This window comes from Bifidobacterium subtile (genome assembly GCF_000741775.1).
In the GTDB taxonomy this organism is placed as follows: domain Bacteria; phylum Actinomycetota; class Actinomycetes; order Actinomycetales; family Bifidobacteriaceae; genus Bifidobacterium; species Bifidobacterium subtile.
This window is the reverse complement of record NZ_JGZR01000003.1, coordinates 144,743-161,458: the sequence shown is the minus strand read 5'-3', so window position 1 is coordinate 161,458 and position 16,716 is coordinate 144,743. Positions and strand designations below refer to the sequence as shown.

Below are 16,716 nucleotides of genomic sequence, written 5' to 3'. Positions count from 1 at the left end.
GCGTTGTCGGTCATTCGTGTCGGTCATTCGCCGGCCTGCGGATTCGCATTCTGCACATCCGTTAGCATATCTGCGTCCCACATGGCGAGCGGTCGAGCCGGCAAGGGATGAGACGACATGCGGAGAACGGGAGGCAAACCCAACTATCGGGCCGCTTGGCTGTGTGCCAGGCAACGCGATGGGGGCGCGATTAGGGGGTGCAGCTGACACAATGGCAGCTATGAACGCATCAGCCGAAGCCATCGTGCAGGGGCTTGATGACGCCCAATTGGCCGCCGCCACGACCCTGCGCGGCCCGGTGCGAATCATCGCCGGGGCCGGCGCGGGCAAGACGCGCACCGTGACGCGCCGCATCGCCTACGCCTGCGCGAGCGGGGCCTGGGACCCTGCGCGCACGCTCGCGGTGACCTTCTCGGTCAAGGCCGCAGCCGAGATGCGATCGCGGCTCGCTTCCTTGGGCGTCGGCGAGCAGGTGACGGCTTCGACCTTCCACGCGGCGGCGCTCCACCAGCTGCGCCAGGTCTGGCCGGACATCTGCGAGGCGCCGTTCCCGCATGTGATTCGCGAGCCGGGCCATGCCATCGATCAGTGCATGCGCCGGGTTCTGGGCACCGACCAGTTCGGCGACGCCGAAGTGCGCGCGGTTCTGGCTGAAATCAACTGGTGCAAGGTGTCGCTTATCGCGCCGTCCGACTACCCGCGGGTGTGCGCGGCCACGCATCGCCAGCCGCCTGCCGGCATGGAAGTCGATCGGCTCGTCGATGTGATGCAGGAATACGAGCGCGTGAAGACCTCACATGGGGAGATTGATTTCAACGATATCTTGTTGCTGACCTGCCATATCCTCGATGACTTCCCGGAGGAGGCCGCGCATATTCGCGCCGCCATCGGCTGGCTCACCGTGGACGAGTACCAGGACGTTTCGCCGCTGCAGCATCGGCTGATGGGCCTGTGGCTGAACGGAAACCGCGACGTGTGCGTGGTGGGGGACCCGGCGCAGACCATCTATTCCTTTGCGGGGGCGAGCAGCTACGATCTGCTGGGCTTCGCCAGCGAATTCGCGCCGTTGAGCGCGGACATCGACCTCGGCATCGACTACCGCTCCACGCCGCAGGTCGTGGGCTGCGCGAATCGTGTGCTGTCGGCGGCGGCCAATCGCGAGGATTATCTCAAACTGACGGCGGCTAGGCAGGGCGGCGCACGGGTGAGCAGAACCGTCTACGACGATGATGACGAGGAGGCGCGTGGCGTGGCGATGCGCATCGCGCGTATGGTCTCCCAAGGGGCTGTGCCGGACGATTTCGCCGTGCTCACTCGAATCAACGCCCAGCACCGAGTCGTTTGCCGTGCATTGCGTGAGCAAGATCTGCATTATCGGGTGCGCAGGGATGCGGGCTGGCAGCATTCGGCGCTTGAGGACGAGGGGGCGGGGCCGGATCAGGCGCAGAGTCAGGCGCGGCAGGAGGCCTTGGAGCAGATTGGCGCGGGCGCGCAGCAAGGCACTCAGCAAGGGGTTACGCTGTCTACGATTCACGCCGCCAAAGGTTTGGAATTCAAGCACGTCTTTATCATCGGGTGCTCGGAGGGCCTGCTGCCGTTCAGCTCGCCCAGCCCCGGCGAGCAGCTTGAGGAGGAGCGGCGGCTCATGTACGTCGGCGTGACTCGTGCCGAGGACACGCTGCACCTGTCATACGCGCGTCGCAAGGACTCGTCGGGCGGCATCGCCCGTGTGCCGAGCCGCTTTCTGTGAGGGAGAGCGTGCCCTAGGACCGTCAGGAGCCTAACTGTCAGCACCTAATGTGCGGTCTGTGTGAGAGGTCTGTCTTGTCTGCGGCTAATGCCCCTTTCGTGACGCTGATTCGCCTTGAGCGTCACAAAAGGGGCGGTAACTGCTCGGCAATGCCCCTTTCGTGACGCTAATCCAAGCTAACAGTCACGAAAGGGGCATTCGATGATAGAGGTGCCGATTATGGGCACCGCAACGTGGGAAGATGAGGCGTCGATGAGGCAGCTGGGCAGTGTTCCTAGGCTGTGGGTTTGTCGTCGCCTGAGTTGCCGGATGCGTCACTATCACCCGAGTTGTCGCCGCCCGAGTTATCGTCAGCACCATCGCCGGATTCCTCGCCGAGCAGTTTGCTCAGTTCGGCGTCCCAGTCGATTGTCGGTTCCTTCGCGGAGCTTTCGATGGCCTTGCCGCCAGCCGCCGGAGCTGCGCCCGTCGAGGTAACGTCTGTGGCGTTTGCGGCGGCGATAGCGGCATCATCGCCCTGCAGCTTGGGGAGCAGATCGGGGTGACCCCATTTGGCGTCGCGTGCCTCGGCTCCCTCTGTGCCGCCGATGGACTCCCACAGAGCCGCGGCTTCACGCATGCGCTTGGGGCGCAGCTGCATGCCGATCAGCGATTCGAAAGTGCGCTCCGCGGGGCCTCCTACCGCGCGCTCGCGCCGCAGCATCTCACGCAGCTGCTCGATATGCGGAATGTGTGCCATGCCGGCCTTCCACGTGATGCAATCGACCCAGCCTTCGACCAGCGCGAGCAGATTTTCCAGCCCCGCCATGGCCTCTTTCTGCTCGGGCGTGTCGGGAATGCCGACCTTGGTAAGGTTCACGGCGCCCGCGATGGACTCGGGATTCATCGTGTCGGCTTCGCGCAGCTGCTCCTCCACGGCGTCCAGATCGATATCGACGCCACGGGCATACTTGCCGATCAACGCCTCGAAACGCGGCATCAGCCATGCAACGTCGGCGAACAGGCGGGCGTGCGCCACCTCCTGCAGCGCAAGGAACGCCAGTACTTCGCCCTGCTCGATATCCAGCTCCTTGGCATATTCCACGGCGTTCTGCGCGATGAGCGCACCGGCCGGGTTCTTCAGCAGCGCCACCCCCTGATCGAAGCTGCCGCGCACCTCATGGGAGAGATCGCCAGCGGCGTGACCCAGCTGCATCGCGTATGAGGTATTGCCCAGCAGCTTGATGAGCTTGACCGGATCCTTCATCCCCTCGGGAAGCGGAAGTGGCACCGGCCCCGCGAAGACTCCGGCAATTTCGCCATCCAAGGCTCCGCCGAGTCGTTCGGAGAGAACGGCGGAGAGCGCTTCGCTCATTGACTGCGCGACAGGTGCGGCGAATTTCGCCCAGGCATCCACGGTGCCTTCCACCCAGCCGGCGCGTGTGAGCACCTGCGGCTCGCCCGGTGCCGGGTCGAAGGAGCACGCCGTATCGAGCCAGAGGTTGGCCTCGCTCATCGCGCTGCGCACCGCCTGACCATCCTGCGCGGCGACGGTGCGCTGCGAGCTGTCGTCATTGGCCTGCTGCAGCGCGATCGAGGTCGCCAGCTTGACGTTGATGGGGCCTTCGGCGACGGTGCGCTGCATATCGCCCACCGTATTCAGCCCGCCGGCGGAGAAGGCCTGCATCAGCGCCTGCACTTCCTGCGGCTTGGGAAGCTTGCTGGAATCCTGGCTCATGAGCTGGGTGCGGACCTCTTCGGGAAGCTGGGAAATCTGCGTCCAAGCGACCTCGCCCTGAATCGGTCCGAAGCATTCAATCAGCCATTGGTGAATCGCGTTCTCGTCCATGCCCATCCATCCTTTGCTTGCGGCGGTGAGTCGTCGTTCTCCTGATAATTGCCCTGTTAACACTTATTCTCCTCTACTCTAGGCGTTTCGCTGAGGGAGACATGTGTAAAGCCGGGGGAAATATGCCGATAACGCAGCGGATAGCGTAGCTGCTGGCGCAGCAGGCGGGCATCCTCAGCCAGCGGCGTGCGAAGTGAGGCAGCATTTCGTCCACGTATGCGCGGTATTTGGACAGGGGAGACAGCATACTGATGCCTATGTCGGTTATGCATGCAAACGAGGAGCAGCCGCAGTCTCACGGCGCGCGGCCGTCGCCGCGGCCCCAGGACTCGGACAAGGGGCGAACGGGACTTTTCAGCCGTACCGTGGATGCTGTGCGCTCGTATTTTGCATCGCGTTCTCTGCGCTATCTGGCGGGGCTGATTTGTTTGGCGCTTTGCATTATCGTGCTGGCTCTGCCCAGCCCCTATGTCGTGGAGTCGCCGGGGCCGACGCGCGATGTGCTCGAATCAAGCGAGGGGAAGCGAATCATCACGGTTTCGGGCGCATCGGGCGACTCTGATACGGCTGGCAGCGGGCATCGTGATGCAGGCAAGCTGCTGCTAGTGACCGTCAACGCCATGGGAATTCCCGGCTATCCGGTCAGCAACGCGCAGGCGCTATGGGCGTGGCTGGATGCGCGTGAGGAAGTCACGCCGAGCGAGGCGGTGTTCCCGGTTGGACAGAACGCCGATCAGTACGAGAAGCATGTGCAGGGGGAGATGACCGGGTCGCAGGATGCGGCAAAAGCCGCGGCTTTGGGCTATGCCAGGCGTCTCGGCGTCGATGTGTCGGGAGTGAAGGTCTCGATGCATGTCGACGATATCGGCGGCCCTTCGGCGGGCATGATGTACAGCCTGGGCCTGATCGACAAGCTCACTGCGGCTCAGGAGACAGGCGGCAAGACGATTGCCGGCACCGGCACCATCGACGCCAAGGGCGAAGTCGGCGCGATAGGCGGCATCCGGCTCAAGATGATCGGTGCGAAACGCGACGGAGCCACATGGTTCCTCGCCCCGAAGTCGAACTGCGGCGAGGTCGTGAGGCATGTGCCCGAGGGATTGCGCGACGTACAGGTGTCCACCTTGGACGAGGCCTACAAGGCCGTAGTCGCCATCGGCCAAGGCAAAGGCGACGCGCTGCCGCATTGCGTGGCCGGCGGCAGACGCTAGGAGAGACGACCGGGCTAGAGCCTGATCAGAACTGGCCGGGCATCCGCACCCATGCTGCCATAGCCGCGCGGACTCATGACCATGTGACCATGTGCCTGTGCAGATTTCCCATGACTGTGTCGTTCCCGGGCTGCTTGAGGCCTGTTTTACAGCATTTTCCGCGATGCTGCCGCGAGCTAGGGCCCCGTGCCATACGAGCATCGGGTCTGTGTGCGGGAGAAATCTGATGTACGACGACGAGGACGAATGCCCACATGGTGATACCCCGACTGGGCGTGTAACGCAACTGTTCGCAGCGTCTTGCTAAGATGCCTACTGTGAATGAAACGGCATCTCAAAACGCTGAAGAATTCGGTTTTCGCGCTGGCGACATCGTACAGGAATGGCTGTGGGACGATGACGTCAACGACGCGATTCGCACCAAGATCGAAGCCCTGACCGGCGAGGATCTGGTGGATGAGGATTACGATTCCGCCGTAGACGGAGTGATCATCTGGTGGCGCGATGGCGATGACGAAGACGGACTCGCCGATACTATCGTCGACGCCTACGGCGTCTTGGGTGAGGACGGCCCGCTGTGGGTGCTGACCCCCAAGCCCGGGCGGCCTGGCGCTGCCAACCCCAATATCGTGCTGTCCGCTGCCAAAACCGCTGGCATGAACGGCTCCACGCCGCTGACCGTCGCCCCTGACTGGAACGGCATACGTTTGCGCCCCTTCGGCAAAGGCCGCTGAGGCTTCGGATGCTGAGGCTTCGGGCGCTGCGTAATTGACCTGTGTAATAGGTACCGGCCAATCGGCGACTAGCGTTGCCGTCTGCATGGCGTATGTAGTCCGGATGTACGCGCTCGCACCTTGTATAGGCGCGTCCGCAAAATCTATTAAGCACATTTGTGATAGCCACGGGATTTTGGGCCTTGAAACTTGCATATGCAGACTCAGAGGAATGGCGGTATTCCGCCAAAACGCTACATATTCGATCCATGGTCTACTTTGCGAGGTGCTGAATAGACGAAAAAAATGCTGAATAGATGAATGCGGCCAACTGCAGTCAGGCAACAATCGACATTCAGCTATCCGGCAGCTGAAACCGGCCAACATTGATCGAGCCGATGGAAATCGACATCTATTCAGCACTTTTTTCGTCTATTCAGCAGATACGAAAGTATAGGCTCAACATGCCATTCGTGAAATCCTTGCAATTCCGCTGATTCTGAGCGTGCGAGAACACTTGGCATGCCCTGAAAACCATGGTCTCAGGAGGAAATCTGCTTAATTGATGGTGATCACTATTGATGGTGGGCACTGTTTGAAGGCGAGCACTGTGAATTGAAAGCCGCAAGAGATTGAACGCGGCGCCTGAAGGAGCAGACGAGTCGAGTCTCATTCTCATACGGCAGTATGCACACTACTTACTATACGAAGGCGCAGCCGCGTGCGTTCGGCATTGTGAATGCATGATGCACACGGCTGCGCGTATAGGCCGCTCAGTCGATTTGATCGAGTCCGGGGTAGAGCGGGAAGTCCTCGGTCAGCTTGATGACGCGGGCGTGCAGCGCCTCGGTGTCGGCGGAGGTGCCTTGCGCCAGTGCGGTGCCGATGATGTCGGCCACCTCGCGGTACTGCTCCTCGCCGAAGCCGCGGGTCGCCAGCGCCGACGTGCCGATGCGCAGACCCGAGGCGACCGAAGCCGGGCGCGGGTCGAAGGGCACGGTGTTGCGGTTGACTGTGATGCCGCACTGCGCGAGCAAGTCCTCGCCCTGCTGGCCGTCCAGCTCGCTGTTGCGCAAGTCGGCCATGACCAGATGCACATCGGTGCCGCCCGTGAGCACGCTGATGCCGTTGGCCTTCACATCCGCAGCGCTGAGCCGTTCCGCGAGGATCTTGGCGCCATCAAGCGTGCGCTGCATGCGATCCTTGAACGCCGCGCTGCCCGCGACGGCGAAGGCGACGGCCTTTGCAGCGATCACATGCATGAGCGGGCCGCCCTGCTGACCGGGGAATACGGCTGAATTGAGCTTCTTGGCATACTCCGAACGCGCGAGAATGAACCCGGAACGCGGGCCGCCCAAGGTCTTATGCGCGGTTGAGGAGACGACATCAGCGTACGGCACAGGGCTGGGGTGCAGGCCGGTCGCCACCAGTCCGGCGAAGTGGGCCATATCCACCCAGAACTTCGCGCCGACCTCATCAGCGATGGCCTTCATCGCGGCAAAATCTTCGATGCGCGGGTAGGCGCTCCACCCGCCGATGATCAGGGCCGGGTGAGTTTCGAGCGCCCGCTGGCGAATGATGTCAGGGTCGATGCGATAGGTTTCCGGATTCACGCCATAGGATTCGGCATGGTAGAAACGTCCGGAGAAGTTGATCTTCATGCCGTGCGTCAGGTGGCCGCCGTGGTCGAGCGCGAGGCCGAGCACTGTGTCGCCGGGCTTGATGAGCGCCTGATATACGGCGGCGTTGGCCTGTGCACCAGAATGCGGCTGCACATTGGCGTACTCCGCGCCGAAGAGCGCCTTGGCCCGGTCGCGTGCGAGCGTCTCTACTTGGTCGACGACCTCGCAGCCGCCGTAATACCGCCGTCCCGGGTAGCCTTCCGCGTACTTGTTCGTGAGCACCGAGCCCTGCGCCTGCAGCACCGCACGCGGCACGAAATTCTCGGAGGCGATCATCTCAAGGCCCTCCTGCTGACGGCGCAGTTCGCCGTCGAGCAGCGCGGCGATCTCGGGATCGGCCTGCGCGATCGGGGCGTTGAACACGTCGCCCGGAGTCTGCGCCAAGGGGTGCTCAACGGACTGAGCGGATTCGGCGGCCTCAGAGGTGCGCGCCACAGTGGGTGTGGAAGTTATTGCGGTCATACATGCTTCCTAACGTGCTAGCGGTTTGTGAACAGTGGTTTCGATTGTGCTTCCGATATGCATTGTACCGGTTTCGCTGGGGATGGGGGAGGACGCTGGGGCGTATTGGGTGCGGGGCGGCCAGCCAATGTGCCAAACCTATTGTTCAGCCGAATGCCAGCGTCCGGATTGTAGCGCTAACGAGCAACTATCGCTACAATCCGGCCTATAACGAAGCCTTAGCGTCCGTTGTTTAGCGACAGACTCACGTTAGCGCTACACAACGGACGCTAAGGCTAGCAATCGGTGCTATTACATCATTGCGAGAACGGTCGTGCGCACAATCACGCGGCGGCGACGGGCTCGCGTTTCTTGACGCGCGACACCAGCCAGATGGACACGGCCGCAACCGCATAGAGCAGCGCGAGGATGGGAATCAGCGCGCTGTATCGATGCGTCTGGTCGGAGGCGTGGCTGACGACGAAGGAGGCCAGCTGATTGCCCGACAGTCCGGCGATGGCCCACGCGCTCAGCGCCAGCCCGTGCGTGGTGGAGACGGCGGTGATGCCGAAATGCTGGTCGAGCAGCACCGGCAGCGTGGAGAAGCCGCCGCCGTACCCGGCATTGACGAGGAAGAGCATGGCCAGCACGGCCCAGAGCAGCGCCCGGTCGATGCTGTGCGTGCCGATCTGCAGCAGGCACACCGCGATGGACACGGCGAAGATGATCAGATACACGGTTTCGCGCCGCTTGAGATGGTCGGAAAGCGTGGAGAAGCCGATGCGTCCGAGCGTGTTGAACACGGCGTCGACCGCCAGCACCGTGCCGATGATGCCCGCGATGGCAAGCGAGAGCTTGTCGACGCTCAGACTCGCGTACTTCGGCATCTGGCTGAGCACATCGTGCAGGATGTCCTTCTCCTGCGAGATCAGCGCCAGCCCGCAGGTGATGTTGATGTAGAAGGCAAGCCAGATGCCCCAGAACACGGGCTTCTTCATGATGCTGCGGCGGCTGACCTGCGCCTCGGGATGGTAGACGTAGCCTTGCGGGCGTTTGATGAGCAGGAATCCGGCGAACATCATCACGGCGTAGACGGCTGCCAGAATGTAGAACATCGCGACCAACCCGACCGACGCGATGAGGTATTCCATCACCGGGCTGGCGATGGCCTTGGCCAGGCCGAAGCCCGCTACCGCGATGCCAGTCGCCAGGCCTTTGTTATTCGAGAACCACAGCATGAGGTTCTTCACCGGCACGAGGTAGCCGATGCCGAGTCCCACGCCCATAATCGCGCCGTAGCAGATGAACACGCCCGGCAGGAAATTCAACGCGATGCTCAGGCCCGTGCCGGCGAACCCGACGACGAAGCAGATCATCGAGACCAGCGCGGACTTCTTGATATCCTTCTCCACCATAGGGCCGAGGAACGCGGCCGACATACCGAGAAAGAATATGGCGAGCGAAAAGCCCCATTCGATGGTTCCCGCGGGCACGTGCATGCGGTCCGCGATGAGCTGCTTGAATACGCTCCAGCAGTACACGGTGCCTATCGAAACGTGAATCAGCAGTGCCGGCGCAATGGCCCGCGTCCAACGATTATCGGCGATACGTGACATGGAATCCTCTCTCTGTTTTCTCTTATTGTGCAGAAGGCGCGCAGCAGTACAGCCGAGTCGCACAGAGTCGCGCAGATTTATGACGCGATGATGTACAGCTCGGTGGTGTGTGACTCGGTGGTGTGTGGTGGTGTGATGCGCGAGGGCAAGATGGTTGCAGTGTTTTGGGAACGCTGTGTTGTTTGGGCGCAACGTTTCCTGTACTGATGGGCTGGTTAATTGCTGGTGAATTGGTTGCCTGCGCTCTCTACACGAAACAAAATAACACGACGGCAGTGCGTTCTGTCAGGCCGTTGTTGCGACACGCTGGGGGCTAGCCGTGCAGTGTGATGTGGGACACAGGAAAATGTTCGATTGTGTTAGATTTTACTGTGCTGTTTCTTGCTGTTGAGCATGTGATGTTGTGTGAGAACATGCATAAAACCATTGCAAATACAGAGTTCTACGTGTGCTATAACTTTTGCTGATAATATTTCCGTATTCTGTAAGCGAACAATGTAAGGGTGTGTCGTGTTATTTTCTGTCTCGCGGCAGTGCTTCGTATTTTCAGGTCTTGGCAGGTTTTGCTTGGAGGATTGGAGTGGGGGGCGAGCGGCTTGAGACTGGGTACGTCGACAAATACTGCCAAGCGTGGGCCGGTGACGGATGCGGGATGATAGTGCAAGCATCCCAATGCTGCGCTGCGGAATTTGAATTGGTGCCTTTGTATATTGAATGGTACAATATCATGTACAAGTACTGTTTTGGAGGCAATCATGGTGCAGGCGGTCGCATACAGCAATTTCCGCAAGGATCTCAAATCGTATATGCGCAAGGTCAATGAGGATTCGGACATGCTGCTCGTGACCAATACGAATCCGGATGACGACGTCGTGGTGATGAGCGCCGCCGATTACGACTCGATGATGGAGACGCTGCGCGTCTATCAGAATCCCTACTTGCGCAACAAGATTACGCATGGACTTGAGCAGGTGCATCAGGGGCGGGTGCAGGAGCATGCATTGTTCGATGATGATGGTTCCGGAGCGGCGGCATGATTATTGCGTGGACGCAGGATGCGTGGGATGACTACCTGTTTTGGCAGTCGCAGGATCGCAAGACGCTCAAACGAATCAACAGGCTCATCAACGACATGTGCAACCATCCATTCGAAGGCATCGGCAAGCCGGAGGCACTGCGATGGGGGCTGCAAGGTGCATGGTCCCGGCGTATCGATTCGGCGAATCGCATTGTGTACACGGTTGTTGAAGGGCGGTTGTGCATTATTTCCGCGCGGGACCATTATGAGTAGGAGGGTCCTGAATAATTTCGCATTTTGGATGCTGTTGCGGTGCGGAATGTTTCGGGAGAGCCACAGCTCAGAACCTCAGAACTGCTTGAACTCGGGCTGTGTGTGCTCGCCGGTTTCGAGCCAATGGGCGAGGTCGTCGGGGCCGGCGAACACCGCGCTCACTGACTGCGCGATCATGAGATTGATGGTGTCCGCAGGCTTGACGCCTTCGTAATAAGCGTAGACCGGCATACCGCGGCTGTAGGCATAGCCGATTTCGAACATGGTGCCGGTATCGCCGTCGATGAGATTGGCGATGACTGCGTCGGAATCGTGGATGCCGTCGATGTCTTGTTCGAAGCAGAACCTGGGCCAGGCAGCATCGTGCTCGCGCTTGTCCGCCTCGCCGAACCGAGGCTTGAATAGCTTCCTGCCGTGCGATTCGAGGACGGCTTCCAACCGCTCCATACTGTGGATTTCCTCGTCGTTGAAGAACGGGCCTGCGGCATAGAAATCGTAGTGTTCGTGAGGTTCGTGGGGTTCTTGAGGTTTGGCTTGTGCGTCGAAGGTTTGGTCATCGGTTGGGACGGGTGCAGCGGCTGCGGTCATCGATAGGCCTTTCGTAAGTGTGGAAGATGAAGTTACTAGCTGAATATCAGTATGCCGCATGGTCGTGTCGGTTGCGTGATCTGTGATGGTGGTCGCAAGATGGATATGTTCTGAAACGGCAAATCATATACGGATGACAGATTATGGTACTATGGTACCAATAACAGTACAACTTGGAGGTGGATATGCTTACTCTGCCGTACACATCTTTTCGCAATAATATGAAGGAGAACATGCGCAGGCTTCATGACGATGCCGACGTGATGCTCGTTACCAACCGCGATCCGGCGGACAATATCGTCGTCATGAGTCAGGATGACTACGAATCGCTTATGGAGACGCTGCGCGTGCAGTCGAATCCTGATCTGCATCGCCGCGTCTTGGCTGGCATGCGCCAGAGTGCCGAGGGCGCCGAGGAGGAGTATGACGAGCTCTAGGCCCTTGCCCGTAATCGTCATTGGGCAGGTCCGATACCAGCTCACCCGGCATGTGCTGTGGGCGAGCGGAGTCCATGACGACTACCTCGAATGGAGGAGAACCGACGCTAAACGATTCGAGCGCATTCAGCGCCTTATTGTGGACATCGACCAGCATCCATTCAGCGGGCTGGGCAAGCCCGAACCCCTGCGACACAATCTCGCTGGTGCATGGAGTCGGCATGTCAGGCAGGAGCATCGACTCATCTATCACGTCGACAATCAAGGCATCCACTTGTACTCAGTGCGGGATCATTACTGAGTCGTGTTGTGTCAAGAGTTGCGGTCTTCGGGTGTGACGTGATGCGTTGTTTGTAGTGCTTGTAGAAGTTGATGAGTATATGTTCTCTTTGACATGGAGGTGCAACGGCTCGCCGCCATATAGTGCTGCGTTGCTGCAAAGGGGAAACACAGCAATTGAGAATTTCGTCGGATATTGTAGGCTGTGCTATGAGGTTCCATACTGATTGCAGCAATCGTAATCTGATTGCCGTCATTGTTGCCGTCGTGCAGGACGACACGCAGAACTCATTCGTGAGCGATCAGTATTCGACTCGATCGATTATCTATGAGCAAGGGGCATGAGATGGGTACTCTAGTCATTGTCGAGTCGCATTTTGGCAACACGTGGACCATAGGCGAGGCCGTCGCCAGCGCTTTTCCCGATGCGACGCTGCTCCGGATCGATAATGCGCCCAAACGGATTGACCCAAGCGTGAATCTGCTGATTCTTGGGGCCCCGACGCACGCGTTCACGCTTTCCAGTGCTGATAGCAGGGCTTCGGCGCTGGAACGGAAGACTGCCGGGGCGCAGGCGGCGAGGAGCGGTGGCTTCCGTGCCAGCGCGACCGGACTGCGCGAGTGGATCGCTGAAGCGTCCATCCCCAGCACGACCAAGGTGCTCACGTTCGACACATGCGTCGCAGGAGCAGGACCCCTGTTTGGGCGAGCGGCCAAGAAGGCCATCAAAAGTCTTGCCGCAAGTGGCGTGAATGCACGCTACGGGGCAACTTTCTGGGTCACCGGCGCCGACCAGCTGCGCTCTGAAGAGACAGAGCGGGCAGCCGCATGGGCGCGAGGTCTCAAAGCGGAGGAGTGAAGCGGCTGGGTAGCGTATGGCATGGCATGGCGCGAACACTCAGACAGCATATTGCGGAGATGCACTGAAGGCTTGCACGGAGACGCGTTGGGAGATGGGTCGTGCAGCTGAAATAATCCGCAGAACAGATTGATTAAATGCGGCAGCGTACGTTCTATGTCACACAAGCGTGTGCCGTATTGGAAAACGTACGCTGAATCGGCGTTATCGTACGTTTTTCGATACGCCTTCATGAACGTAAGGGAAAACGTACGGTGAGGTTCGATTCGGGACAAGAAACCTCGTTGATGTTTCGGTAATCATTGATGGATCGATCCCGGCGAAGGTATGACTGTGCAGGTATGACAACGGCCAGCCGCAGCGCGAGCAATCGTTATGAATCGTTCACGTGGCGGCTGGCCGCTGCTGATGGTGCTACTGCTGGCGTTGTCGCCGGCAGACGGGTTATGCGCGCTGCAGCTTCAGGCTGATGGCGGTTCCTAGGCCTTGGACGTAGGCGAGTTGGATCTGCAGTTCAGCCAACGGCTCAAGCAGACGCGCGTTTTCCAGCGGTCCGACGGGCACTGCGTCGAAACCGAGGGAGGTGAGGTATTCGACGACGGTCTTCACGGCCTCTTCGTCGTCGCCTGCGACCGGCGCGAAAATCGAGCCTGCGGGGAATGCGGCGGGGTCGTGGTTGGGGGCGAGCACGGTGTTGAGCGCCTTGACCACCTTGGCGCGGGCCAGATGCTTGGCGACTTCTTCGCCGCCGGAGGTGGTGAAGCCGACGGTCAGCGCGGTGAAGTCCGGGGTCAGCGGGTTGGTGGCGTCGATGACGGTCTTGCCGGCCAATGCCTGCGCCCACGCTTCGGGCAATTCCAGAGCAGCCTGATATGGCAGCGCCAGCGCCACTATGTCGGCCGCGCTGATGGCGGCTACTGCGGTCTCGGCTTCGGTCTTGCTCGTGAGCGTGGTGACCTGGTGACCGGCCTGCTCGGACCGCCGTGCCAGAGGGCCGCCGACGTTTCCGGTTCCGATGATGACGATGTTTGCCATGATGATGCTCCTTGTTGATTGCTTGAACGTATTGCTCGCACTCGGCCCGAGTCGATTGTTCTTCTCGGGCTGTCTCGGTGACAATGTCAATCCTTGTCGATGCTGCAAGTTTTATCGAGAGCCAAACTGCGAAGGTAATGATCGTGAACTACGATCAGAGCAACGCGATAACTGCAGATCGGTTATCGGTAATCATCGAAAACAGATAGAGACAGATGGAGAGGACCCAGCATGGCTGATTTTGAACTGCGGCAGGTGCGCATCTTCGTCACCGTCGCCGAGGAGTTGCATTTCCGACGGGCGGCGGACCGCCTGTTCCTGCCGCAATCCGTGGTCAGCGAGCAAGTCAAGCGGCTTGAACATGCGCTCGGCGTGGAATTGTTCGACCGCTCGCGCAGGAACATTATCCTCACTTCGGCCGGGATGAGCTTACTGCCGCTTGCTCGCACGCTGCTGGACGACGCGGCCGCGCTGAGTTCCGCAGCCAATGAATACCGGTCCACGCGCGTGCTGCGGCTCGGAATCGGGTGCGGGATGGGCAGGCGAGTCCCGCTCGTCTTCAAGGATCTTGCCCGCAAAGGCTACACGGTGCGCGCCGTCGAGGTGCCGCCGGAGCAGCGGGCGGCCTCGCTGGCAGACGGCACGATTGACGCCGCGTTCTTCCGCGGGCGCGTTCGGGATATGAGGTTGCGCAGCGGGCGCGTCTGGGAGGACCGGCTCATCGCCGCCATGCCCGAGCATCATCCGCTTGCCGGCAAGGATTCGGTGTCGATTCAGGAACTGGCTGGGTCGCCCGTGGCGCTGGCTTCCTATGACGTCAATCCGGCGCTTCATGACGTGCTGAATGAGGCTTACTCGGCTCAAGGACTGAGACTGACCGTGGGCATGCCGTTCACCAGCGTCGAGGCCACCTTCGCCGTCATGGCCGCCAATCCGACGCCGATGTGGACGCCGATCTACGAGACCTACGAGGCCGAGCACCAGTACGAGGGCATTCGGGTCGTCAGCATCGAACCTACGATCACGATCCCCACCTTCCTCGTCGCCGCGCCCACCATGCAAAATCACTGGTACAGCGACCTGATAGGCACCTGCGAGACGGTTGCGATGTCGTGCGCCGAACCGATTGCTGCGTGAGTGTCTTGCAGCGGAGTGTCTTGCAGAGTGGGGTCGCAGACGGGGCGATTGCGGATCTGGCCGGTAAGCGTCCGGATTGTAGCGCTAAACAGGGCCTAGCGCTACAATCCGGTCTATAACGGAGCTTTATCGTCCGTTTTGTAGCGTCAGCCATGAATTAGCGCTACAAAACGGACGCTAGGCAGAACTAGGCAGAAGCTCCATGTCACCAGCAGGAGCCGCTCAGCTGCCATACATTGCCATACTGTTGTGGATGCCGTACGAGCGATGTTGGCGCACGGGCACGGCCACGCCGCGTGGCGCCACATGCAGGGGGTGCGGTACAGTAGTGCGACGCGGGCGATTAGCTCAGTTGGCTAGAGCGCCACCTTTACACGGTGGATGTCGGGGGTCCGAGTCCCTCATCGCCCACAGCGCATGTATAGCCGGCGACTTTACTGCTGGAAGGGTTTTGGATTCTCTAGATTTCGCAAAATAGGCAAAATGGCTATTGCCGTGTTCGGGTTACCGATGGCCTGCGAATCGCCTCCGCTGAACATTGTTTAGGGTCTCGCTCTCGTGACGCCACCTGCGGGTTGCCCGTCGCACGTGCTGAATGATGCTTGAGAACCCAAAGCGCCGAACGGTTCGAGCGTTTTCTCGTGCAGAAAACGCACGAACCCGTTCGGCGGCCCGACATGTGGAAACGCGAAAGCATTCTGTGACAGGGAGACAGTAGAATGGCATCGTCATGGTGATGTGCCATGAGCAGCAGCATCACGCCTCAGGGAGGGCTTATGTCCGAGATCACATGGAAGTCGATTCTCACGAAGCTGGTCGGCGGCGACCACTTGAACGCACAGGAGTCTCGATGGTTCGTGGATGACCTGATGAACGGCGACGCCAATCCGGCGGCGGTCGGCGCCGTGCTGGCGATGCAGCAGCAGCTCGGGCTGACTGCCGATGAGATTTCAGGGGCCTCGCAGGCTATGGTCGCGCATGCCGTGCCGCTTGAGGTGAGCGGAGAGCTCACCGATATCGTGGGCACTGGCGGCGATGGCGCCGCGACGGTGAATCTGTCGAGCATGGGTTCGGTGGTCGCTGCGGCGGCCGGCGTCAAAATCGTCAAGCACGGCAATCGTGCTGCGTCGTCAAAGTGCGGTGCCGCCGATGTGCTCGAAGCATTGGGTCTTCCGCTTGATCTCGAACCGCAGACTGTGGCTGAAATCGGCGACGAGGTAGGCATCACCTTCGCTTTCGCCAAGACCTTCCATCCTTCGATGCGCTTCGTCGGGCCGGTGCGTTCCGCGCTGGGCATTCCCTGCGTGTTCAACGTGCTCGGGCCGTTGACCAATCCCGCCAAGCCGCAGCATGTGGCCATCGGCTGCGCCGACCGCAAGCTCAGCCCGCTTATGGCGCAGGTATACGCCGAACATGGGCAGAGCGGCATGGTCTACACCTCGCACGAAGGCTTGGACGAGCTGGCTCCGACGGGGCCGGTATCCGTCTGGGAGATTGCCGATGGCAAGGTCACCGAAATCGAGTTCGACCCGGTGGAGCAGCTGGGGCTTGAGCGCATCGATGTCAGCGCGCTCAGGGGAGGGGAGCCAGAGCTCAACGCTTCCATCTTCCGCCGCTTTCTGGCTGGCGAGAACGTGTCATCGCGTTCAACGGCGCTGCTCAACGCCGCGTCGGCCATCGTGGCCGACGGGCATCTGGTGCCGCAGGATGATTTCATCGAGCGTTTCAAGGCGGCCTATGCGATTGCGGAGCAGACCGTCGACTCCGGCGCGGCCCAGGCGCTGCTCGACCGCTGGCTCGCCGCAGCCCAGGCCAAGCGATAGCAGGTGATTAGTCGAGGTCAGGCCGC

Annotated in this window: 15 protein-coding genes and 1 tRNA gene; 11 read left to right on the top strand and 5 right to left on the bottom strand. The window is 60.4% G+C overall.

Going from position 1 to position 16,716, the window contains the following annotated elements; translation table 11 throughout:
• The first annotated feature begins 211 nt into the window (after positions 1-211).
• On the top strand, positions 212-1,750 hold the full coding sequence (locus BISU_RS02555; RefSeq protein WP_033502456.1) for an ATP-dependent helicase: 1,539 nt from the start codon (positions 212-214) through the stop codon (positions 1,748-1,750).
• Between the two features lie 274 nt (positions 1,751-2,024).
• On the opposite strand, the gene BISU_RS02550 is transcribed toward BISU_RS02555, so the two are convergent.
• Positions 2,025-3,578, bottom strand: a complete 1,554-nt coding sequence (locus tag BISU_RS02550) for a zinc-dependent metalloprotease (RefSeq protein ID WP_024462779.1) — start codon at positions 3,576-3,578, stop codon at positions 2,025-2,027.
• A 257-nt stretch (positions 3,579-3,835) separates the two neighbouring features.
• Between BISU_RS02550 and BISU_RS02545 the strand changes: the two genes are divergently transcribed.
• Positions 3,836-4,789: a S16 family serine protease gene (locus BISU_RS02545; protein WP_152599021.1), complete on the top strand. Its 954-nt coding sequence runs from the start codon at positions 3,836-3,838 to the stop codon at positions 4,787-4,789.
• Between the two features lie 308 nt (positions 4,790-5,097).
• Complete coding sequence (locus tag BISU_RS02540) at positions 5,098-5,523, top strand: DUF3052 domain-containing protein (RefSeq protein WP_033502457.1); 426 nt, start codon at positions 5,098-5,100, stop codon at positions 5,521-5,523.
• Between the two features lie 752 nt (positions 5,524-6,275).
• Here BISU_RS02540 and glyA read toward each other — a convergent pair.
• Positions 6,276-7,547, bottom strand: a complete 1,272-nt coding sequence (gene glyA, locus BISU_RS02535) for a serine hydroxymethyltransferase (protein ID WP_226839183.1) — start codon at positions 7,545-7,547, stop codon at positions 6,276-6,278.
• 422 nt (positions 7,548-7,969) lie between these two features.
• Entirely contained in the window at positions 7,970-9,241 is a 1,272-nt protein-coding gene (locus BISU_RS02530; protein WP_024462783.1) for an OFA family MFS transporter, read from the bottom strand.
• A gap of 755 nt (positions 9,242-9,996) precedes the next feature.
• On the opposite strand from BISU_RS02530, the gene BISU_RS02520 reads away from it, so the two are divergent.
• Together BISU_RS02520 and BISU_RS02515 are read left to right on the top strand one after the other, a co-directional pair.
• Complete coding sequence (locus BISU_RS02520) at positions 9,997-10,278, top strand: type II toxin-antitoxin system Phd/YefM family antitoxin (protein ID WP_033502458.1); 282 nt, start codon at positions 9,997-9,999, stop codon at positions 10,276-10,278.
• On the top strand, positions 10,275-10,532 hold the full coding sequence (locus BISU_RS02515; protein WP_024462786.1) for a Txe/YoeB family addiction module toxin: 258 nt from the start codon (positions 10,275-10,277) through the stop codon (positions 10,530-10,532). Before BISU_RS02520 ends, BISU_RS02515 begins: the two co-directional genes overlap by 4 nt.
• A gap of 75 nt (positions 10,533-10,607) precedes the next feature.
• Here BISU_RS02515 and BISU_RS02510 read toward each other — a convergent pair whose 3' ends face one another.
• Entirely contained in the window at positions 10,608-11,120 is a 513-nt protein-coding gene (locus BISU_RS02510) for a nucleoside 2-deoxyribosyltransferase (RefSeq protein ID WP_024462787.1), read from the bottom strand.
• A 185-nt stretch (positions 11,121-11,305) separates the two neighbouring features.
• Between BISU_RS02510 and BISU_RS02505 the strand changes: the two genes are divergently transcribed.
• The 3 genes from BISU_RS02505 to BISU_RS02495 all read left to right on the top strand — a co-directional run bounded on the left by BISU_RS02505 (position 11,306) and on the right by BISU_RS02495 (position 12,695).
• Entirely contained in the window at positions 11,306-11,557 is a 252-nt protein-coding gene (locus tag BISU_RS02505) for a type II toxin-antitoxin system Phd/YefM family antitoxin (RefSeq protein ID WP_033502459.1), read from the top strand.
• Positions 11,544-11,858: a Txe/YoeB family addiction module toxin gene (locus BISU_RS02500; RefSeq protein ID WP_081672598.1), complete on the top strand. Its 315-nt coding sequence runs from the start codon at positions 11,544-11,546 to the stop codon at positions 11,856-11,858. The genes BISU_RS02505 and BISU_RS02500 overlap by 14 nt, the downstream gene beginning before the upstream one ends.
• Before the next feature lie 324 nt (positions 11,859-12,182).
• Positions 12,183-12,695 (top strand): hypothetical protein, encoded by a 513-nt coding sequence (locus BISU_RS02495; protein ID WP_024462789.1) that lies wholly within the window; start codon positions 12,183-12,185, stop codon positions 12,693-12,695.
• A gap of 444 nt (positions 12,696-13,139) precedes the next feature.
• Here BISU_RS02495 and BISU_RS02490 read toward each other — a convergent pair whose 3' ends face one another.
• Complete coding sequence (locus BISU_RS02490; protein ID WP_033502460.1) at positions 13,140-13,730, bottom strand: NADPH-dependent F420 reductase; 591 nt, start codon at positions 13,728-13,730, stop codon at positions 13,140-13,142.
• Positions 13,731-13,961: 231 nt separating this feature from the next.
• Between BISU_RS02490 and BISU_RS02485 the strand changes: the two genes are divergently transcribed.
• The 3 genes from BISU_RS02485 (at position 13,962) to trpD (ending at position 16,690) form a co-directional block, all read left to right on the top strand.
• Positions 13,962-14,867: a LysR family transcriptional regulator gene (locus tag BISU_RS02485; RefSeq protein WP_024462791.1), complete on the top strand. Its 906-nt coding sequence runs from the start codon at positions 13,962-13,964 to the stop codon at positions 14,865-14,867.
• A gap of 337 nt (positions 14,868-15,204) precedes the next feature.
• A tRNA-Val gene (locus BISU_RS02480) sits at positions 15,205-15,278 on the top strand.
• A gap of 365 nt (positions 15,279-15,643) precedes the next feature.
• Positions 15,644-16,690 (top strand): anthranilate phosphoribosyltransferase, encoded by a 1,047-nt coding sequence (gene trpD / locus BISU_RS02475; protein WP_024462792.1) that lies wholly within the window; start codon positions 15,644-15,646, stop codon positions 16,688-16,690.
• Positions 16,691-16,716: the final 26 nt, after the last annotated feature.